A 20,755-nucleotide genomic window follows, 5' to 3' on the forward strand; every position below is an offset into this window, starting at 1 on the left:
CCGTTGAATAAACTGATTAGCCAAAAAAAGACCTTATCACATGACGCAGTAAGGTCTTTTTCATATCAACAATCTAAGCTCAATTAAAACTTATAAAGCAAACCAAGCGTCGTTGCCGCTTCAGTACGTGAGTCTACCATTGGGCTGTCGTATTGCTCAGTCGGCAGATAACTTAGGCTTTGACTGGCGAATCCTGCCCAACGCTCATTGAAATCGTAGTTGGCACTAATATTGATATAAGGATTTAAGCTGGAATTAGATTTATAAGCAGCAACGCCTGTTTCTGCTGATTCTTCTTCACTGACGCCATAGTAGTATTCATTGTAGTCAGCATCATAATACTCAAAGCCAATGCTTGGATAGACCGTTAGCTTGTCTTTAGTAATTCTGGCAAGGTAGGTCAAGCGCGCCGTGTTACCACCACTACGATCTAACACGTCAGCGCCTATTTGAGCACGGAAACCACCGACAGGTGTACGGCGCTGATAGCTAAGCCCTGCTTCTGCTGAGGACTTACGTTCATCAAGACCTTGAAGCGCGCCATTGGCATCATCAGGATCAAACTCGCTGCCCGCGAGCTTGGCATAAGCAGAAAGCTGATTCACACCATCATTGATTAGATATGCACCCGCTTGAGCACCGCGCACATAAAACTTATTATTGTCATAAAATGCACCCGGCAGCACCCGCACTTCGGTGCTGTCTTCTAGATCATAGGCTGACTTGACCGCCATGACGTTAACACCAACGCTTAGCTCAGCATCTGGATCAGCCGGTAAGTTTTTATTGAAAAAAGCGGCATTTGACATGCTGGCAACACTAAATAGGGCAGTAGCTATTAATGTGTTGAGCAAGGTGCGCTTAGAGATAGTGGGTAGCACTGAAGATTTAAACATAATCAAGTCTCGTAAGTAGGTAAAAATAGCCGGATAACAATAGAGGAATAAGGAAAGCCAAAATCAGATGTCTGTTTTTGTGAGCCGTTTAATGATCATAGATAAGTGTCAGCATTTACTCAACAGCTTTTAGCACTTGCACTATCTGCTGATGAATATCTTGCCACCACCAGACAAAGCCAATACTTATGAGCAACATCACCAGCCATGGCAATAGTTGCCAAATGAAGGCGGGTTTGACCGCTGTTTTTTGCTCGATTGCTTTTTGCTCGATAATGTGAACACGATTAGCGTTCATATTTATAGGTAAGTTTACACCAGTGTCGTCATCAAAATGAGCATTATTATCCAAATCAACGTTGCTTATCGTTGACTGATCGATATAGTTGGTTTGGTAATTGTTTTGAGTGGTGGTTTGGGTATTAGCTTGATAATGGCTCTGGTTGATAGCGACTGTCTGCATGATGGCTGCCATACGCTGACGATGGACGATTCCGATTGCCAGTGCAATGATCAATCCAGTAACTGCACCGCCAATATGACCAGCATTGTCAATGCCCGGAACAGCAAAGCCATACACCAAGTTGATGCCCATAATAAGTATCAGGCTCTTTAAATTAAGCACTAAGCCATTGACCGATATTTTAAATACAGCAGCTATTAGTAACGCCGCACCGATACCCATGATACCGCCAGAGGCACCAGCCGATATTCCTGGCTGTCCGGTTCCTTCCAAAATACCTTGCCACGTCACATAGCTATTAAGTAAATTGCCACCGATGGCTGCCAATAAAAACAACGCCAAAAACTTAGCAGAGCCAAACATCGGCTCGGCAATCTGCCCAAAAAAATACATAGCAAAGCCATTAAACAATAAATGCATGAGGCCAATATGCAAAAACGCACTGCTCACCAATCGCCATGGATCGTCGCCCATGGTAAAAGGCAAGGCGTTAGCGCCCCATTTAAGCAATGCCTCAGTCGATGGATTATTGGCATCGACGCCTGTCAGCACCTGCATGATGAATAGTCCAATAAAGCTGACTAAGAGCAGGGTAGTCACGGGTGCTGTTTTTAAAAGCTGTTGAATGGTCATAAAAGCTAGCTATCAATTCAAAAGGTGGCGTAGAGTATAAAGGGTATGATCGGATCATGTCAGTCAATGGCATATTATTAGCGATATCAAAACCCATATGACGTTTTATAAGTAAATGCATCTTATAGGCTTTCAATATTAATGTCTTGTGCCTCATAAACATTTTAGTGTTGGTGCTTCATGACGCAGTGTTACTTGATGACGGGATAGTAATTACCCTATGGCAGATACTATGACGCCAGCAGCTGCTGTAAGTCCATGACTGAAAACGGATAATCCAGACGCTGCGTCTTTGTCAGTAGCACGGGAATGCTAGTGGCAAATTCCATCATCAGAGATTCATCAAAGTCGGCGATATCGACATACTGGTAGGTAAGTGGCTGTACTGCTTGAAACTGAGTCAGCAGCTGCGTCACCACGTCACATAAGTGACAGCCGGTCGTTGCAAGTAACCACCATTGATCAATATTTTCAGTGTTCCCAAGATCAGGGCGTGCTGCAATAACACGGTTCCGTAATGTTTTTATACTATTATCATTATGCATGTTTCTACTCTTATTGTATGCCTTCAAAATGCTTGTTTAGCGTTTTTAAGCCGACACATCAATGTGGCTTAGCGGTTATGACATGATAAAGAAGTGGGGTAAATAATGACAGCGATTGTGAGATTAGGTAAGATGAGCTGCTGTTTATGATTATCAATTTTATCTTATTACTTCTTTAACCACTCGGATATCGCGCATGGCAAGTTTTGGCACATTCATTAAACGACTGTTATTGGCAATTATGTTATTGGTTGTCGCATTCCATATTTTAATAGTTGGGCTACTATTAATCTGGAAAACACAGCCGATTAATAACAGTATGTTTATGTTGACGCATCGCTTAACTGGTGGCACGGTCACTCAGACGTGGGCTGAATACGATGCTATCGCCAAGTCAGCCAAGCAAGCAGCGATCGTGAGTGAAGACTCGACGTTTAGTCAGCACAGTGGCTTTGATTTTAAAGGGATCAAAGCGGCGCAAAAGAAAAACGAAGAGACGGGTAAGATGTCGGCTGGTGGCTCGACCATCACTCAGCAGTTGGCCAAAAATTTATTTTTGACGTCGCATCGCTCTTATGTTCGTAAAGGCGAAGAGGCCATCATCACCGTGATGATTGAAACGCTATGGGATAAGCAACGTATTATGACCGCTTATCTTAATGTCGCCGAGTTTGGCAATGGTATCTATGGTATTGACGCAGCAGCGCATCACTATTTTGACAAGTCTGCGGCCAATCTGAATCGAGACGAATCAGCACTCCTCATTGCGATGCTCACCAATCCAAAGTATTACGAAGACAATCAAGGTGACAGACGCTTACGTAACAAGCAGCGTATTATTAAAAAGCGTATGAAGAATGCAGTATTACCGCAAGCGTCTTAATCGACATGTGCTTGTGGTGGTTTGCTGAATGATAAATACAATTATAAATAGCACGATAAACGAATGACATGATCAATAGTCACGTGGCTGCAATGATAGGACGTCACTATTATTAAATTTACTATTATTAAATTCACTATTATGAATGCCACTATATACACTATAGATAAGTCAATATAAAAAGGATACAACGAGGCTGGGATAATTTTTTGCAGCCTCTGTCGGCGTAGGCACAGCAAGCAAGAAAAATTTGTACCAGCCTCATACGATAATATCGTGTATCTACTTTATTCAGTATCGACTATATATAGGTATCAAAATAAAGCTTTTCAAATAAGTTAGAAATAAAAAAGATAGCTGATGACAGTAAAGACAAATTACTCATTGATGATAAATTGATAACGACAGGGGAATAGCGGTATGGCAGATATGAATAATCAGAACGACAGTGTCATGACTAACGACAATACCGATGTTAACGACCTGAATATGCACCAAATGATCCAGCTTAACGCAGCCGATAGTGCAACAGAATCTAGAACAGAACAGCTTAGCCAGCAGCTGACTGACATTGCATGGCAGCGCTCAGAAGATGGCAGCTATTCGCCCAGTAGTTATATCAATCGTGATTTGTCCTTATTGCAGTTTCATCTGCGGGTCTTAGCGCAAGCCGCCAGTCCTCACCATCCGCTACTTGAGCGCTTATTTTTCTTAATTATTTTTTCATCCAACCTCGACGAGTTTTTTGAGATTCGTGTCGCGGGTATCATGCAAAAGCTCAATATAGGTGACGTATCGACCAGTGCTCATGGGATGCGTCCGAGTGAAGTGCTAAACGAGATATCCGTTATCACGCATGATGCCATCGCTGAGCAGTATCGTATTCTTAACGAAGACATCTTGCCTGCGCTCGCCAAAGAAGACATTCGATATCTAAAACGCGATGAGCTGAATACTGAGCAATCGGCATGGATGAAGCGCTATTTTACAGAACAAGTCTCACCAGTGCTGACACCTATTAGCATTGATCCTGCGCATCCGTTTCCGAGGTTGGTGAATAAAAGCCTCAACTTTATTGCCACTTTAGAGGGCAAAGATGCCTTTGGTCGGGATATCAATCTTGCGATTGTCCCAGCGCCACGTAGCCTGCCACGGGTCATTCGTCTGCCAGATGAGCTGACTGGTGGTAAAGAGCACCATGTCATGCTGTCCGCCATCATTCACGAGCACATCGGTGAGCTGTTCCCGGGTATGCAAGTGACAGGCTGCCATCAGTTCCGGCTCACGCGCAATGCCGATTTGGACTTAGCAGATGATGTCGAGGATATTGCTAAGGCATTAGAAGGCGAGCTTGAAAACCGCCGCTTTGGCGACAAAGTGCGGCTTGAGGTGACGACTGATTGCCCAACACCGATTAGCGATTATCTTCTCAATGAGTTTGAGCTACATGACAATCAGCTGTACCGTGTCAATGGTCCAGTGAACTTAACGCGCTTGCTGTTTGACTTTAATATACCCAAGCTGCGCTACGAGCCTTTTACCCATATTGTGCCAAAGCCCTTTCGCCGTGAGCTGGACAAGCTTGATAAAAGTACCAGTATATTTTCTGCCATGCGCAAAGGCGATGTCTTGGTACATCATCCTTTTAATGCGTTTTCACCGATTATCCATCTACTTTGGGAAGCGGCCAGTGACCCTAAAGTATTGGCGATTAAACAAACGCTGTACCGATCAGGCACCAATTCAGAAATCGTCAAGGCGCTGGCTGCTGCTGCCCGCAATGGCAAAGAAGTCACGGCTGTCATCGAACTACGTGCCCGTTTTGATGAAGCGTCCAATATCGCTGTCGCCAATTTTTTACAAGAGGCTGGGGCAGTGGTGGTTTACGGGATCGTCGGCTACAAGACCCATGCCAAGCTGATGCTCATCGTGCGCCGCGAAGACGACCGCATTCGCCGTTATGTGCATCTCGGCACCGGTAATTATCACGCAGCCAATGCCAAAGTCTATACCGACTATGGCTTGTTTAGCGCTGACCCTGATATCTCAGAAGACGTACATAAAATTTTCCAAGAACTGACGGGTATGGGCAAACCTGCCAATCTAAAAAAACTGTTGCACGCGCCATTTACGTTGCACGAAAAGTTAATGAGCTTTATCGATGATGAAATTACTCATGCCAAAGCAGGCAAGCGTGCGCATATTATTATCAAAGTAAATGCTTTAACCGAACGTCGTCTGATCGACAAGTTATACGATGCCTCGCAGGCAGGTGTCAAAATAGAATTGATTCTGCGCTCCATGTGCTGTCTGCGCCCACAAGTAAAAGGCCTATCTGAAAATATCACCGTACGCTCAGTCATCGGACGATTTTTAGAGCACACGCGCGTTTATTACTTTTATAATGATGGTGATGAGCGATTGTATTGTGGCAGTGCTGACTGGATGGATCGCAATCTATTCCATCGTGTCGAAGTCGCTTTTCCGATTGAAAATAAAAAACTGTTCAAGCAGGTTTATCAAGATGGGCTGCTCAATTATCTACAAGATAACGTCCAAGCATGGCTACTTAATGGCGATGGGGCGTGGCAGCAAAGTCAACCAGCCGCCGATGAAGCAACACATATTGCCCAAGATCATTTGCTACGGGTGATCAATCATGTCGGTGAGCCAATATAGACGAAGGTTTTGCTTATATTGTTTGCTAATGCTGTAACTTGTGACTGCCTGTTTAGTGTCGCCACACGTATGAATGTCACTCAATGGCATTAGCCCTATAAAAGCCCTATGATTTATTGAACCAAGCGCTGGCTACGACCGACGCTTGGTTTTTTTGCGCTCGGATAAGTTACAAACTGTCTTGTAACCTCACATTTATTCACATATTGATACGGCAGTACACTGGTGCGCTGTTGGTTGGCTTAACTATAATTGATGACAGTTCTACCGCTATTGCACAGATATTTTTAATAAAAATCATACTTAGATGCTTACCTTTGTAGAATCTTATTCGATTTTACAAAGGTAAGCGTAAAAAGGATGGTTGGTTTACTAAACAATGATAATAATAGGAATTGCACCATGAGTAATACTAACAACGATACTTCAGACATTAAAAAAGCAGCAGAGCAGGCAGATGATCATCAAATTGAAAAAAACTTAAATGAAGATAAAAAGGTAGATGCTCCTGAAGAGTTGAGCAAAGAAGAGCAAACCTCTTTTATTGATGATGAGTTACGGACAGACAAGTAAGCAGCAGTTTGAACGATATCAATAACAACGATATCAATGACTATGTTCAATGAAGAATTAACATCATAAACGCGAGGGACACGCTATGACAGTCAATACAAAACCAAATAACAAAGAGAAAGTATTGGTCGATGATCCCGTAGCATCAGAACCAAAAAATACCAACGAAAACACTAAAGACAGTTATAAAGGTCGTAAACACGAACCTGATATCGATGGACCACAGCAGGATTCACAGGAAACAGACGAGATATATTCCGACCCACGTGAAGAAGAAAACTTACCAGCAGGTGGCAAAAACGTGGCGGATCTCAATGCTTATGATTTGAGTAAAAATAACAACACCTAGTATTTGCATGACTGCTTGGTATTTTCTATTAATTAAAACGCTGACACTATTCGTTGGCCTCCTAACACGATAAGGACATGACTATGCAACCGCAAGATCCTGCGCTAAGTAGAACCGCAATTGATGATACTAATGTTGAGGCAATGCATAAAGAACCCGTCAATGACCATGACGACGTTGAAAGCCATACCAATCAAAACAAAGGGACTGATACTTTAAAAGAAGAAGTCGTTGATTCAGAACATGTGAATGACAATGATAATCCTGCACGCCAGCCTGACCGCCGTGATCAACAAGGCAGCAGTCCGTTTGATGACAATGTTAACGAAGATACCGTGGGCAGTGAAGCACCAAAAAGTGAAGGCATCACGGACATGAATAGATATGCCAATATTGACAATGCACAAACTCGCGTCTTAAACCCAGACGAAAAAGACTGATTTCTTAGCAATATATTTCTGAGTATTAATACGAGTATCGTCAAGTTATCGAGTGCTCGATGTGAAAGATAACTATTATAACAAGGAGTGGTGATGAATAACTCAAATGATAGGGCTGACACCGATAACCATCAGCTCAAAGATGCAAATGATAATAATGGTATCGTCCCTGATGATGCATTACAAAAAGCAAATCCAGCCGCTGCAGAACAAGCGACTGACGATCATGATCCGCATAATGTCGCGAAAAATCACAAACAGTATGACAGTCCGCTTATGGAAGATAAGAAATAGTCATAACTGACCATTATATTCTGTACAGACAAATAAAAAAGCTAACGCTAGGCATGGTTTAAGACGCTAATGTTAGATTTTTTATGCGATCGATATGGGTACTTTTATATAGCGCTTATTTAACAAAATCTGTCAGCTTAAACGCTAAGCAGGGGTGCCGCTGTGAAAGCGCAGCTCAGTATCAGGACTGGATATCAACTCTGCTTCTACTGCTTTAAAAAATGCGACGCGCTCATTGATATCATCATCAGATAGCGATTGTGCCAATGCCAAATAATCTTCGAAATGGCGGCTTTCTGACTTCAATAAGTAGCGATAGTATTTTGCCAAACGCTCATCGTCGATGACGTCAGAAAGCGCAGCAAAGCGCTCGCAAGAGCGTGCTTCAATGAATGCCCCAATGATTAGCACGTCGACCATCGCTGCTGGCTCATGAGTACGCTTGTGCTTGAGCAACCCTTTGGCATAACGCCCCGCACTCAGATATCTCCACTCTTGCTCGCGCTCATGCATGATGCCGAGCACTTGCTCATAATGCAGCATCTCTTCACGTATCAGTTGTGCCAATTTGCGCTGCAAATCATACGAGAACTCATAGCGGAATAAGAGATTCATCGCTGTACCAGCCGCTTTTTTTTCGCAGTTGGCATGATCTTGAATGATTAATGGCACATCCGCAGTAGCCGCATCTACCCACGCCTGTGTGGTTCGCGAGCCCAAAAAGTCATAGACAGCGGATAGGTCGACCTTGATAGGGGTGCGCAGTTGTGCGATATCGGCACTCTCTTTTTCTATACAGTCTTTTTCTACACTGTTTTCTTCTATATTGTCTTTGTCTATAACGTCTTCTACACGGTTGTGGGAAGCAACGTCGTCTTTGCTGTTGCTGGGTTTCATACTTTCTTTATTCATAGTCTTTGCCATAGTGGAATGTTAAACACTTCTTAATCAAATATTAAAAGTTAAATAGATAACTGTTGAGCATAAGTAGAGACTGTAATGATTACTTACAGTTTATACTGAACGTATAACGGCCTAGCTCTAAAGTATGGATTAATGCCCCTAGAGTATATGGCTCATAGAGTATCATTATTATACAGCCTAAGTATTTACTTAGTGAATGGCGTTTCCTTGTTTATTTTATTATTTGATAGTAGGATGAGATTTTGCTTTTCAGGCATTTTGTCTTACTATTGATTATCATTTAGTAGCGGCTAATGCGCATTATATCAATTGCCAATCCTGTATCAAAACACAAGATTTATAGACCAGATCTTCTTAAAGACGGTCCAAAAATTATAGATGCTACATTAACCAGATGTTGCATCAAACAGGTTTTGCACTAACCAGATATCATATGAGCAGCTGCCCGATTATAGCTGACAGTACATACTGTTATGTTTGCTATTTATCCACTGTAAAGCAAACTAGGCATAAATGCTGCAAGGGCACACATTTTCCAACCATTAGAGTAGCAACCTAGCATTAACACACCTCACGAACAGATAAGGATAACAATATGAGCCAGTCTTCTAACGCCAACCGTGTTCAAAAAGGCATTCTTGCCATCGACCAGCAGATGTATGACTTTATTGAAAACGAAGTGCTGCCGAAAGTCGGTGTTGATTCAGAAAGTTATTGGTCAGGTTTTGAAAAAGTCATCAAAGAATTTACTCCGCGTAATAAAGTGCTGCTAGAAACTCGTGACAAGATTCAAGCGCAGATCGATCAGTGGCACCTGCAACACTCTGCCAAAGACGGCGAAATTGATTACCCTACTTATAAAGCATTCTTAAAAGAGATTGGCTATCTGTTACCAGAAGGCGATGATTTTAAAGTTAGCACGCAAAACGTTGATGATGAGATTGCTCATATCGCAGGGCCACAGCTGGTCGTGCCAGTCCGAAATGCTCGCTACGCACTCAATGCGACGAACGCTCGTTGGGGCAGCTTATACGATGCTTTGTATGGTACTGATGTCATTAGTGATGATAATGGACAAGAAGCGAAAGGCGGCTATAATCCGACTCGCGGTGCGGCAGTTGTCGCCTATGCCAAAGCATTTTTAGACGAGCATTTTGCCTTAGCGTCAGGCTCGTATAACGATGTGACTGGCTTTAAAGTGGTCGATGGCAAACTTGAAATCGTCCAAGGCGATAGCAGCACTGAGCTAAAAGATACCGCCAAATTTGTTGGTTTCGTTGGTGAGGCTGAATCTCCTACTGGTATTTTATTAAAAAATAACGGCTTACATGCTGAGATTCAAATCGATGCTAATCATCCGGTCGGTAAAGATGACCCAGCAAACATCAAAGATGTGTTATTAGAATCAGCGATTACGGCGATTCAGGATTGTGAAGATTCAATCGCTGCTGTCGATGCAGAAGAAAAAGTAGAAGTATATCGCAACTGGCTGGGTCTAATGAATGGCGACTTGCAAGAAACCTTTGAAAAAGGAGGCAAGACCAGCACTCGTAAGCAAAACCCAGACCGCGAATATAACACCCCAGATGGTGGAAAGCTGATCTTACCTGGCCGTTCACTATTACTTATTCGCAATGTCGGTCACTTGATGCAAAACCCCGCAATCTTAGTAGATTTGGGTAATGGTCAAGAACAAATCTTTGAAGGTCTAATGGATGGCTTGATTACGCCACTATTGACGCTCAATGATTTGAAAGGTCAGAACGAGCTATCAAACTCACGTAAAGGCTCGATGTATATTGTGAAGCCAAAAATGCACGGCCCTGAAGAAGTCAAAATGGCCAATGACTTGTTTAACGCTTCAGAAGATTTATTAGGGCTTGAGCGCAACAGCCTTAAAATCGGCATCATGGATGAAGAGCGTCGCATGACGGTCAATCTAAAAGAAGCCATTCGCCAAGCAAAAGAGCGCGTTATCTTTATCAACACCGGCTTCTTAGATCGCACGGGCGATGAGATGCATACCAGTATGAACGCAGGCCCATTTGTCCCTAAGGGTGACATGAAATCACAAGCATGGCAGCCAGCCTACGAGCAGTGGAACGTTGATATCGGTCTGGAGACTGGCCTACAGGGTGTCGCTCAGATTGGTAAAGGCATGTGGGCGAAGCCTGATGAGATGAAAGAGATGATGGATACTAAAGCTGCACATCCTAAATCTGGTGCCAGTACCGCATGGGTTCCCTCACCAACAGGGGCAACTTTGCACAGTATGCACTATCATCAAGTGAACGTCGCCGAGGTTCAAGACAGTCTAAAATCACGCGAGCGTGCCAGTTTAGATGACATCTTGACCATTCCATTAGCGAAAAATACCAATTGGACAGAAGAAGAGAAGCAGCAAGAGCTTGAAAACAACGCTCAGGGTATCCTAGGTTATGTCGTACGTTGGGTAAACCAAGGCGTTGGTTGTTCTAAAGTCCCTGACATCAATGATGTGGGTCTTATGGAAGATCGTGCGACCCTACGTATCTCAAGTCAGCACATCGCCAACTGGTTGCATCATGATGTGGTCAGCGAGCAGCAAGTGATGGATACCATGAAACGTATGGCAAAAGTCGTCGATGGGCAAAATGCAGGCGATCCTGATTATCAGCCAATGGCAGATAACTTTGAGCAATCTTATGCGTTTAAAGCGGCGTGTGACTTAGTCTTTAAAGGTCGCGAGCAGCCTAGTGGCTATACTGAGCCATTATTGCATCAAGCACGCCTTGATCTAAAAGCCAACTGCTAAATTGATGTGATGATTGGTATTAAATCTATTCAGTAAGACTGATAGTTCATTATTAGCGCTACTTATTTATTAATAAGTAGCGCTTTATTTTTGCCTCTTACTTTATTTCCGCCACTAAAAAGCCACTTATTAATACTATTTGTATCATTTTATTATTACTCTTTATGAGCGGTCTCTGTATTTACTTAAGCAAATAGCAGTAGTATTTCTGTATACCCTTTAACTAAGGTTAAGTCTCATATTAGCTGTGCATTCCAACAATTATCGCCACTAAAACATAAAAATATGTTGCAAATTATGTCAAAGTTGTTATGCTTGTAGCTGAAGTATGAGTTTGGTAACGGATGTTACACAATAGGGCGTTAAAGACTCAGGTTTACATAATGGTTACGTAGTTACTACTATTTATGTAAGTCAGTTTTTTTTCATCTTACGGTGATAAAACTTCGCCACACTTGTTTCTGACTAATCTCGGTAGCCAGTTACACATTATATTTTTGAGGATTTGTGACGATACCATTGTGAGTACCAGCTAATCATAGCTCGCTCATTACTAAAATTGTAAAGTGGAGATACCCCATGAAAAAACTACTTTTAGCGACAGCAATCGCCGCCCTATCTGTATCTGCAGCACAGGCAGCACCTACCGTTTATGGTAAAGTATTCGTTACTACTGATTACGTTAATGCTGAAATTGATGGTCAGAATATGGATAATAATAACAGAATTAATGAAGACAACGGTTCATTACAAGTTAATTCTAATATTTCACGTTTAGGCTTCAGAGGCTCTGAAGCGATAACGGCCAACACTGACGTAATTTACCAATTAGAGTACGGCATTAAAGTTGATGATAGTGGTAGCGATAACATTGGCTTCAAAAGTCGTGATACTTATTTAGGTTTAAAAAATAAAGACTTCGGTGAATTCCGCTTTGGTCGTAACTACACAGTCATTGACTATATCAATAACGTATCAGTTAATGAAGGTTATTGGGATAATCTTGGCTCTAGTACTCTGAACAACAACGACAGCTTTGCTAATATTTTGACCCCGACCGTTGGTAACCGTATCAATAATTCAATCGTTTGGAAAGCGCCTAAATACAATGACCTACCATTAGCTCTTGCGCTGATGTATGGTGCTGATGAAGACTTTATATCTGAGAGTGATCGTGACGCAGGCTATGGTGCCTCATTGATGTTTGATCCAGGTACAGGCATTACCGCTGGTATTGCTTATGAGCAAGACATGAGTGTTAGTGGTGATATTATCCGTGGCAGTGCTAGCGTCGATTTAGGTAAATATATCGCAGCTCCTGTAAAGTTAGGCGTTCTATATCAAGAAGCTGACTATGCCGGTACTACTACTGCAACAGAGGACGGTTTAGTGGTGAGTGCTGAAATGGGTCTTTCGAATTTTGCCCGTCCAGCCTCTGTTTATATTCAGTATGACAAAACCGACAATATCAGTGGTCTTGAGAATAATGACTCAAATCAAGTCGTTGTAGGTGGCAAATATGCGTTTAAAAATAATATGATCGCTCATGCCTATGCTGGTCTAAATTCAGCGGAATTAAACAATGGTCGTTTTGGTTCGAGAGACGAAGACGGCAATGTTAATGAAATCGACTTACGTGGTGATATTGATGTACTCGCTATCGGTGGCGGTCTAGAATACTTATTCTAATCTAACCATTAGAAACGTATTATAAAAAACTCATCCTTCGGGGTGAGTTTTTTTGTTTTGTAATCAATACTGTGTCTTGAACAACAGCGTGTCTTAAATAACAGAATCCGTAAAATTAATAATAACATTTGTGTAAATTTTGGTTTTTTCACCTTACTGTAATATTTGGTTGGTAAAGTTGTGTCTAAGTAATGCTTCTAGCTCATATATATAAATGTACCCCACTCTCAACTTGAAATAAGCAAATCAAACTGAAGAGGCGGGTTACCAAGTTTTTTGTTGAGTACAAAGCACAGATTGTGTGAAAGAATCTTACGAATCAATCGATGAGACAAATGTCATAAATCTCTTGCTCGTACCTTTTGTATATTAAATCGTTCTGATAACTGACCAATGACTGTTTCAACGATACGGCGGGCTTTCATTAGCCGCCTTACCACAGGTTTGGGTCTATCCTCTTTCATGTTGGCTCTGAGTGGCGTTTGTAAATCCACGCCTTGAGCGTCGTAGTACGATGTCAGACTAGGGCTGATATACCCTTTATCAGCGCCAAGTAGCCCATGAATATGAGTGGTGATTTCTGGGGCAACCGCTCTTTCATCAACATTGGCAGGAGCAAAGGTAAAGCCTTTAATCATGCCCGATAAGTTAACAAGCAAATGTCCTTCAAAGCCATAGTACCTCTCTTGCTTAGCCGCACAGTAGCTAAAAGCCGCTAAGTCTTGATAGTTTTTATGCCGATAAGCGCGTCCATAATGACAGACGGGTATCGGAAAGCCATCCATAAAATGAATGTTGTCACGGCCCTCAAGTTCACTGACTTTATCTTGTATCTGCTGTTTGACTTGCCACAGATTGGCGCAGTGCTTTGCGAAGTTAGGGTATGAGCCGATGGCTGGAAACCAGTCTTGCCAATGCTGGGTAAAGTATTGCCAAATTTGTTTGTCTTGATCAAGGTGTAAAAATTCACCGACCATCTCCATGCAAATAACCTCAGGATCACTTAGCTTTGGCGCGTAACCTGCACTTCGCAAGGGTTTGGTGACGACTATTTTGTAATATTGCTCTACCATTAAATAGATATTGATGATAAATTCGTCTATGGGCATCTCACAACTCCATTGTATTCTTGGTCGAAAACAATAGATTAGTGAGGTGCTCTTCTTTTTTCAATCACTTTCGAAGTTGAGAGTGGGGTATTGACAGTTAGCCTTATTAACGTAATAATAATCTAGATGTTAATGGTTATCAATAACTCTTAATTATTTTCAATTCACGCTAACGAAAGTGGAGATGTCTTTTGAAAAAACTATTTTTAGCCTCATCAGTCGCAATGCTATTAGTATCTACAGCTCAAGCGGCACCGACTGTTTATGGCAAAGCATTTGTTACCGCCAACTATGTCAATGCTTCATTCGAACGAGAAACTATGGACGATAGTAGTATAAGCATTAATGAAGACAACAGTTCAGTAGAAATCGCATCAAAATCTTCACGTATTGGTTTCAAAGGTTCTGAAGCCATGACTGCCAATACTGATGTGATCTACCAATTAGAGTATGGAATCAAGGTTGATGATAGTGGCAGCAGTAACATCGGTTTTAAAAGCCGTGATACTTATCTGGGTCTAAAGAATAAAGACCTTGGCGAATTCCGCTTTGGTCGTAACTACTCAGTCGTTGATTATATCGATAATGTCACGGTCAATGAAGGTTACTGGGACAATGTGGGTGCTAGTAGTTTAAGCAAAAATACACTAGCCAATGCTTTAACCTTAGCTGATGGTTACCGAGTTAATAACTCTATCGTCTGGAAAGCGCCTAAATACAATGAGTTACCATTAGAGCTTGCGTTGCAGTATGGTGCTGATGAAGACTTTATATCTGACGATAATAGTCGTGACAGCGGCTATGGTGCCTCATTACTATTTAATCCAGGCAATGGCTTTACGGCTGGTGTTGCTTATCAGAGTGATCTGGCTACTAAAAATCCCAGTAGTACTAATACGGGCGGCGATATGATCCGTGGGACGGCTACTGTCGATCTAAGTAATTATGTTGCTTATCCAGTAAAAGTGGGCGCTCTATACCAACAAGCTGATTTTGATGATACTAATGAAACTGAAAAAGGATTGATATTAAGTGCTGAGATGGGTCTAAGTAACCTCGCTCGTCCAGCCTCAATATATGCACAGTACAATAAAACGGATAACTTAAGAGGCATTAATGAAAATAATTCAGATCAAATCGTCGTAGGCGGTAAATATAGCTTTAGAAAGAATATAATTGCACATGCTTATGTCGGTAATAACACTGCAGACTTAAAAAATGATCTTTTGATTGCTGGTCAAGATGACGGTGATAAAGATATTCTTGTCAGAGCGCGTGGTGATGCTAGCGTCTTCGTGGTCGGTGCTGGTCTAGAGTATATATTCTAATCTAACCATTAGAATCTAAATAAAAAACTCATCCTTCGGGGTGGGTTTTTTTGTTTTGTAATCAATACTGTGTCTTGAACAACAGCGTGTCTTAAATAACAGAATCCGTAAAATTAATAATAACATTTGTGTAAACTTTGGTTTTTTCACCTTACTGTAATATTTGGTTGGTAAAGTTGTGTCTAAGTAATGCTTCTAGCTCATATATATAAATGTTCTATAGGGTAGTCACCCTGCCATTATATATATCGGCCAATCTTAGCCAATTTATCAAAAAAATTGTAAAGTGGAGATGTCTTTTGAAAAAACTATTTTTAGCCTCATCAGTCGCAATGCTATTAGTATCTACAGCTCAAGCGGCACCGACTGTTTATGGTAAAGCATTTTTAACCTTAGATTATGTTAGTACAGACTACGATGCAGCTAACAAGACAGATGAAGATACATTTAAACTTAACTCTAATCAATCACGTATTGGTTTTAAAGGTGAAGATGATCTTACTGATACCACTAAATTAGTCTATCAATTGGAATATGGTATTGATGTTGATGACGATAGCCAACAGTTTAGATCACGTAATACTTATGTAGGCTTAGCCCACAACACTTTAGGTACTGTACTAGCGGGACGCCATGATACCCCATTGAAACTTGCACAAAACAAAGTTGACGTGTTTAATGATAGCTTATTTGATATTAAAAATGCGGGTGTTTCAGGTGAATACCGTGCTAACAATATGGTGGCCTATCAATCACCTGTTATTGTCGGTATGCCAGTGAGTTTTATGGCAGCTACCGCATTATCAGAAACTGATGCCGACGGTGATATTCTCGTTTCCGCAGCATCTGATACGAAGCCTGCAGTCTATCGTGATAGAAAAGTAAAAGATAACGGTTATTCTGCTTTATTAGCCTATGACAAAAATGGTGTTTATCTAGCCGGTGCTTATGACAAAGACATGGGTGCTAACAATGTAAATACTGGCGTGATTGATAATACGTGGCGTTTGGTTGCTGGTTTAGATATGGGCAAAATGAATATGGTTTCGGGCTTAACTTTAGGTGCTCTATACCAACAAAGCCAATACTACGATAATTATAGAATCGTTAACAACAACCGCGTTAACAAAGCCAGTGAAGATGAAAAATCTTGGCTAATTAGTGGTAAATATAAAGTTGGTGCAACACCTTGGGCAGTTAAAGCACAGTATGTTAATACCACTGACGAAAAAGGCGTAAAAGATGCTGATGTAAATGAAATCGCAGTTGGTGGAGAATATGCATTCAATAAAGCGACCACGGGTCATATTTATGCAGGGCAAATCAGCCGTGACAATAACAAAGATGACTTGATTGTAGGTACGGGTATTGAATACAAATTCTAATCTAAACATTAGAAAACGTATTATAAAAAACTCATCCTTCGGGGTGAGTTTTTTTGTTGTGACCTTTTTAAAGCCGCAGTGGGTTATAATAGCTACGTATTTACGATGATTACGCACTTATGACAATTAAGCGTTAAAAACTGAGTGTTTTAAAGAGTTTGCGCTTTTGCCCTATATTTTGTAGCGTATTTTTAGTAAAATCCTTCTTTACCAATTACCGAAAGAGTACTATGACCAAGTTTATATTTGTGACCGGTGGGGTAGTGTCCTCACTAGGAAAAGGTATCACTGCTGCTTCTCTTGCTGCGATACTCGAAGCGCGCGGTGTGAACGTGACAATGACCAAGATGGATCCGTATATTAACGTCGATCCAGGTACCATGAGTCCGTTCCAGCATGGCGAAGTGTTCGTCACTGAAGATGGGGCGGAGACGGATTTAGATTTGGGTTATTATGAGCGTTTTTTACGCCACTCTAAGATGAGTAAGAGTAATAACTTTACCAGCGGTCGTATCTATCAGAATGTACTGAATAAAGAGCGCCGTGGTGAGTATCTTGGTGGTACGGTACAGGTTATCCCGCATATCACTGATGAGATTAAGAGCAAAATCCTTGCCAGTGGCGAGGGTTATGATATCGCTATTATTGAGATTGGTGGTACGGTCGGTGATATCGAGTCGCTGCCCTTTATGGAAGCAGTGCGCCAGATGCAAGTAGAGCTAGGTCGCAATCGCGCCATGCTGATGCATTTGACCTTGGTACCTTATATCGCTAGTGCCGGCGAAACCAAAACCAAGCCTACCCAGCATTCGGTTAAAGAGCTTCGTTCTATTGGTTTACAACCTGATGTCTTAATTTGCCGCTCTGATCATCACATCTCACAAGACAATCGCCGTAAGATTGCGTTGTTTACCAATGTCGAAGAACGCGCGGTCATCATGTGTGAAGATGCGCAAAGTATTTATCAAATACCGCGCACCCTTTATGAGCAAGATCTTGATGATTTGATTTGTGAGCGCTTTGGTTTGGATGTGCCTGAAGCAGATTTGAGCGATTGGGACAAAGTGGTTGAAGCCCAGCTCAATCCTGAATCAACGGTCACCGTAGCGATGGTCGGTAAATATGTCGAGCTGCCTGATGCGTACAAATCAATTAACGAAGCATTATTACATGCTGGTATCACTCATAAAGTAGATGTGAAAATTGATTATATCGATGCCGAACGTTTGGAAGGCGACGATGTTTTATTTGCACAGCTTAATGATGCCGATGCTATCTTAGTGCCCGGTGGCTTTGGTGAGCGCGGTACCATGGGTAAAATGAAAGCCATTACTTATGCTCGCGAAAACAACGTGCCATATTTGGGTATTTGCCTTGGTATGCAGTTGGCCGTTATCGAATACGCACGTAATGTGATGAGTATCGATGCCAACTCTTCTGAGTTCGATCGCAAGACTGCTGAGCCAATTATTGGTCTGATCACTGAATGGTTAGATGAGCGCGGCGAGCTACAGATTCGCAGTGACGACTCGGACCTTGGTGGCACCATGCGTTTAGGCGCACAGCAAGCCGAGCTGGTTGCTGGTAGCAAGCTGAGCCAAATCTATGGCGCTAGCAATATCACTGAGCGTCATCGCCATCGTTATGAGATGAACAATCGTTATATCGAGCCATTAGAGCAAGCAGGTATGACGATATCGGGTTATTCTGCCAAACAACATCTGGTTGAATCAGTTGAGATTAGCGAGCATCCATGGTTTGTCGCCGTACAGTTCCATCCTGAATTTACCAGCTCGCCACGTGGTGGTCATCCACTGTTTAACAGCTTTGTAAAAGCTGCAAAAAATCATAGCGAAACAAAGTAATCGTTAAAATGTGAAGTGTTGTGAAATATAGTGTGAAAGCGTTATTTTCACCAAAAAAGACTGATCTACGGATTGGTCTTTTTTTTTGCTTAATTTGACGGGTGATAATGGTTGTTTAGATATTTTCCTGAGCGATAATATCTAATTACGCTTGGACACTTTTTTTAATTGGGCTATCGGTTACAATATGGGATAGACGTGTTGATAACAATAATGAGGACAAGGGTTTCATGGAAAATCTATTAACAGCGCAATCACATATTCAGCTTAAGACTCCGAGTAATAACACCATTAATATTGGTAACGATCAGCCCTTTGTGCTGTTCGGTGGTATGAATGTCTTAGAGTCCAAAGAATTGGCGTTCGAAATTGCTGAGCAGTATGTCGAGATTTGTCAGCGTTTGGGCATCGGCTATGTGTTCAAGGCCAGTTTTGACAAGGCCAATCGCTCAAGCCTGCATTCGTATCGAGGTCCTGGATTAGAGAAGGGTATCGATTGGCTGGGACAAATTAAAGAAAAGTTCCAAGTGCCTATTATTACTGATGTGCATGAGCCGTATCAAGCAGCGCCCGTCGCTGAGGTTGCCGATATTATCCAGCTTCCTGCATTTTTATCGCGTCAGACTGACTTGGTGCATGCGATGGCGAAGACCGATGCGATTATTAATATCAAAAAAGCGCAGTTTTTAGCGCCGCATGAGATGCGCCATATCGTCAATAAATGCCTCGAAGGTGGTAATGACAAGCTGATACTTTGTGAGCGCGGTAGTGCTTTTGGTTATAATAATTTGGTCGTCGATATGCTGGGCTTCGATACCATGAAGCAGATGGACATACCGGTATTTTTTGATGTCACCCATAGTTTGCAGCAGCCGGGTGGTCGTAGTGATAGCGCCGGTGGACGACGTGAGCAAATCACGACACTTGCACGTGCAGGTATGGCAACTGGATTGGCAGGGTTGTTTTTGGAAGCGCATCCAAACCCAGAAACCGCAAAATGTGATGGTCCGTGCGCCTTGAGAATGAGTCAGTTAGAGCCATTTTTACGTCAGCTTAAGCAAATTGATGATCTCGTTAAAGGCTTTGAGATATTAGATACTCATTAATAGTATAGATTATAAGAGAGTAAGATAATGGCCATACAAGTTGCACAAGTCAGTATCGAAAATATCGATGACGCTGAAGGTCTTGATAGCTTGATGACAGCACTTAAGAATATTACAGGAGTCACTGCGATTGAGCTTGACCCTGATAACGACGTTGCAACCGTGCGCTATGATGATACCGATACCAGTATTCACGCCTTAACTGCCGCGATTAGCATGGTCGATTATGTTACCCAACCGTTTCCTATCGATTCACCGCAAAATCCACACCATGATGATTAGCGTTGAGCAAAACATTCTTTGATGATAGATCTTTTAATAAAGAGACAACCAAACAGTCTTGTTACTTAGGATGATAGCGCTTATGCTTGTTTAGTGTAGCTTTGATAAACTTTAAAAGGTAAATGTTAAAGAACAGCTATCAAGGCTATCTTCACTAATAAAAATAAGGAGCCGAACATGGCAAACCAAACACGTATCATTAAAATCGACGGCATGACTTGTGGTGGTTGTGTGGCTAGTGTCCATAACGCCACCGCCGATATTGATGGGCTAGATGATATCAGTATCGAGCTTGCAGACAATCAAGCAACGGTCACCTTTGATGATAGTAAAACCAGTGCAGAAGTCATTGCATCAGCTATCGATGACGCTGGTTTTGATGCTACCGTTGCTAACGCTTAATCTTATCCATTTGTATAAAAAACCGGCTATCATGGCTGGTTTTTTAATGGTTAAAAATTATTGATAGTAGCGTCAAAATATAGAGCTATCCTTTTCAATACAGCTGAAGAAGTCAA

Annotated in this window: 18 protein-coding genes and 1 pseudogene; 14 read left to right on the forward strand and 5 right to left on the reverse strand. The window is 41.9% G+C overall.

The window, feature by feature from the left end:
* Window positions 1–83 precede the first annotated feature (83 nt).
* From IE130_RS00410 to IE130_RS00420, 3 genes are all read right to left on the reverse strand, one after another.
* Window positions 84–896 carry a MipA/OmpV family protein gene (locus IE130_RS00410; RefSeq protein WP_189580062.1) on the reverse strand — a complete coding sequence of 271 codons (813 nt, stop codon included), beginning with the start codon at window positions 894–896 and terminating at the stop codon, window positions 84–86.
* 115 nt (window positions 897–1,011) lie between these two features.
* Window positions 1,012–1,992 (reverse strand): rhomboid family intramembrane serine protease, encoded by a 981-nt coding sequence (locus IE130_RS00415; RefSeq protein ID WP_189580065.1) that lies wholly within the window; start codon window positions 1,990–1,992, stop codon window positions 1,012–1,014.
* A gap of 230 nt (window positions 1,993–2,222) precedes the next feature.
* A complete protein-coding gene (locus IE130_RS00420) occupies window positions 2,223–2,537 on the reverse strand; it encodes a glutaredoxin family protein (protein WP_189580089.1) in 315 nt (104 codons plus the stop codon).
* 196 nt (window positions 2,538–2,733) lie between these two features.
* On the opposite strand from IE130_RS00420, the gene mtgA reads away from it, so the two are divergent.
* From mtgA to IE130_RS00450, 6 genes are all read left to right on the forward strand, one after another.
* Window positions 2,734–3,420, forward strand: a complete 687-nt coding sequence (gene mtgA / locus IE130_RS00425) for a monofunctional biosynthetic peptidoglycan transglycosylase (RefSeq protein ID WP_010196335.1) — start codon at window positions 2,734–2,736, stop codon at window positions 3,418–3,420.
* 498 nt (window positions 3,421–3,918) lie between these two features.
* The gene (gene ppk1, locus IE130_RS00430) at window positions 3,919–6,099 is read left to right on the forward strand and encodes a polyphosphate kinase 1 (protein ID WP_373299610.1); all 2,181 of its coding nucleotides are present in this window, start codon (window positions 3,919–3,921) and stop codon (window positions 6,097–6,099) included.
* 402 nt (window positions 6,100–6,501) lie between these two features.
* Window positions 6,502–6,672, forward strand: a complete 171-nt coding sequence (locus IE130_RS00435) for a hypothetical protein (RefSeq protein WP_189580095.1) — start codon at window positions 6,502–6,504, stop codon at window positions 6,670–6,672.
* An 85-nt stretch (window positions 6,673–6,757) separates the two neighbouring features.
* On the forward strand, window positions 6,758–7,021 hold the full coding sequence (locus tag IE130_RS00440; protein ID WP_189580099.1) for a hypothetical protein: 264 nt from the start codon (window positions 6,758–6,760) through the stop codon (window positions 7,019–7,021).
* 83 nt (window positions 7,022–7,104) lie between these two features.
* Entirely contained in the window at window positions 7,105–7,461 is a 357-nt protein-coding gene (locus IE130_RS00445) for a hypothetical protein (protein WP_189580101.1), read from the forward strand.
* A gap of 93 nt (window positions 7,462–7,554) precedes the next feature.
* Window positions 7,555–7,755 (forward strand): hypothetical protein, encoded by a 201-nt coding sequence (locus tag IE130_RS00450; protein ID WP_189580104.1) that lies wholly within the window; start codon window positions 7,555–7,557, stop codon window positions 7,753–7,755.
* 144 nt (window positions 7,756–7,899) lie between these two features.
* On the opposite strand, the gene IE130_RS00455 is transcribed toward IE130_RS00450, so the two are convergent.
* Window positions 7,900–8,667: a MiaE family protein gene (locus tag IE130_RS00455; protein WP_189580107.1), complete on the reverse strand. Its 768-nt coding sequence runs from the start codon at window positions 8,665–8,667 to the stop codon at window positions 7,900–7,902.
* 607 nt (window positions 8,668–9,274) lie between these two features.
* On the opposite strand from IE130_RS00455, the gene IE130_RS00460 reads away from it, so the two are divergent.
* Complete coding sequence (locus tag IE130_RS00460; protein ID WP_189580110.1) at window positions 9,275–11,473, forward strand: malate synthase G; 2,199 nt, start codon at window positions 9,275–9,277, stop codon at window positions 11,471–11,473.
* Between the two features lie 579 nt (window positions 11,474–12,052).
* Window positions 12,053–13,162: a porin gene (locus IE130_RS00465; RefSeq protein ID WP_189580113.1), complete on the forward strand. Its 1,110-nt coding sequence runs from the start codon at window positions 12,053–12,055 to the stop codon at window positions 13,160–13,162.
* A gap of 227 nt (window positions 13,163–13,389) precedes the next feature.
* Here IE130_RS00465 and IE130_RS00470 read toward each other — a convergent pair.
* Window positions 13,390–14,271, reverse strand: a pseudogene (locus tag IE130_RS00470) (IS982 family transposase).
* A 191-nt stretch (window positions 14,272–14,462) separates the two neighbouring features.
* On the opposite strand from IE130_RS00470, the gene IE130_RS00475 reads away from it, so the two are divergent.
* From IE130_RS00475 to IE130_RS00500, 6 genes are all read left to right on the forward strand, one after another.
* Entirely contained in the window at window positions 14,463–15,599 is a 1,137-nt protein-coding gene (locus IE130_RS00475) for a porin (RefSeq protein WP_189580116.1), read from the forward strand.
* Between the two features lie 299 nt (window positions 15,600–15,898).
* Entirely contained in the window at window positions 15,899–16,984 is a 1,086-nt protein-coding gene (locus IE130_RS00480; RefSeq protein WP_189580119.1) for a porin, read from the forward strand.
* Window positions 16,985–17,214: 230 nt separating this feature from the next.
* Window positions 17,215–18,849, forward strand: a complete 1,635-nt coding sequence (pyrG, locus tag IE130_RS00485) for a CTP synthase (RefSeq protein WP_189580122.1) — start codon at window positions 17,215–17,217, stop codon at window positions 18,847–18,849.
* Between the two features lie 230 nt (window positions 18,850–19,079).
* Entirely contained in the window at window positions 19,080–19,955 is an 876-nt protein-coding gene (kdsA, locus tag IE130_RS00490; protein WP_189580125.1) for a 3-deoxy-8-phosphooctulonate synthase, read from the forward strand.
* Between the two features lie 27 nt (window positions 19,956–19,982).
* Window positions 19,983–20,237: a heavy-metal-associated domain-containing protein gene (locus tag IE130_RS00495; RefSeq protein WP_189580128.1), complete on the forward strand. Its 255-nt coding sequence runs from the start codon at window positions 19,983–19,985 to the stop codon at window positions 20,235–20,237.
* A gap of 177 nt (window positions 20,238–20,414) precedes the next feature.
* A complete protein-coding gene (locus tag IE130_RS00500) occupies window positions 20,415–20,639 on the forward strand; it encodes a heavy-metal-associated domain-containing protein (protein ID WP_010196358.1) in 225 nt (74 codons plus the stop codon).
* Window positions 20,640–20,755 lie beyond the last annotated feature (116 nt).

The sequence above is a fragment of the Psychrobacter glaciei genome, from assembly GCF_014652895.1.
GTDB lineage: Bacteria > Pseudomonadota > Gammaproteobacteria > Pseudomonadales > Moraxellaceae > Psychrobacter > Psychrobacter glaciei.

Coding starts and splice junctions, on each gene's coding strand:
- IE130_RS00410 (WP_189580062.1), bottom strand. CDS start 896: ATGTTTAAATCTTCAGTGCTACCCACTATCTCTAAGCGCACCTTGCTC.
- IE130_RS00415 (WP_189580065.1), bottom strand. CDS start 1,992: ATGACCATTCAACAGCTTTTAAAAACAGCACCCGTGACTACCCTGCTC.
- IE130_RS00420 (WP_189580089.1), bottom strand. CDS start 2,537: ATGCATAATGATAATAGTATAAAAACATTACGGAACCGTGTTATTGCA.
- mtgA (WP_010196335.1), top strand. CDS start 2,734: ATGGCAAGTTTTGGCACATTCATTAAACGACTGTTATTGGCAATTATG.
- ppk1 (WP_373299610.1), top strand. CDS start 3,919: ATGATCCAGCTTAACGCAGCCGATAGTGCAACAGAATCTAGAACAGAA.
- IE130_RS00435 (WP_189580095.1), top strand. CDS start 6,502: ATGAGTAATACTAACAACGATACTTCAGACATTAAAAAAGCAGCAGAG.
- IE130_RS00440 (WP_189580099.1), top strand. CDS start 6,758: ATGACAGTCAATACAAAACCAAATAACAAAGAGAAAGTATTGGTCGAT.
- IE130_RS00445 (WP_189580101.1), top strand. CDS start 7,105: ATGCAACCGCAAGATCCTGCGCTAAGTAGAACCGCAATTGATGATACT.
- IE130_RS00450 (WP_189580104.1), top strand. CDS start 7,555: ATGAATAACTCAAATGATAGGGCTGACACCGATAACCATCAGCTCAAA.
- IE130_RS00455 (WP_189580107.1), bottom strand. CDS start 8,667: ATGAATAAAGAAAGTATGAAACCCAGCAACAGCAAAGACGACGTTGCT.
- IE130_RS00460 (WP_189580110.1), top strand. CDS start 9,275: ATGAGCCAGTCTTCTAACGCCAACCGTGTTCAAAAAGGCATTCTTGCC.
- IE130_RS00465 (WP_189580113.1), top strand. CDS start 12,053: ATGAAAAAACTACTTTTAGCGACAGCAATCGCCGCCCTATCTGTATCT.
- pyrG (WP_189580122.1), top strand. CDS start 17,215: ATGACCAAGTTTATATTTGTGACCGGTGGGGTAGTGTCCTCACTAGGA.
- kdsA (WP_189580125.1), top strand. CDS start 19,080: ATGGAAAATCTATTAACAGCGCAATCACATATTCAGCTTAAGACTCCG.
- IE130_RS00495 (WP_189580128.1), top strand. CDS start 19,983: ATGGCCATACAAGTTGCACAAGTCAGTATCGAAAATATCGATGACGCT.
- IE130_RS00500 (WP_010196358.1), top strand. CDS start 20,415: ATGGCAAACCAAACACGTATCATTAAAATCGACGGCATGACTTGTGGT.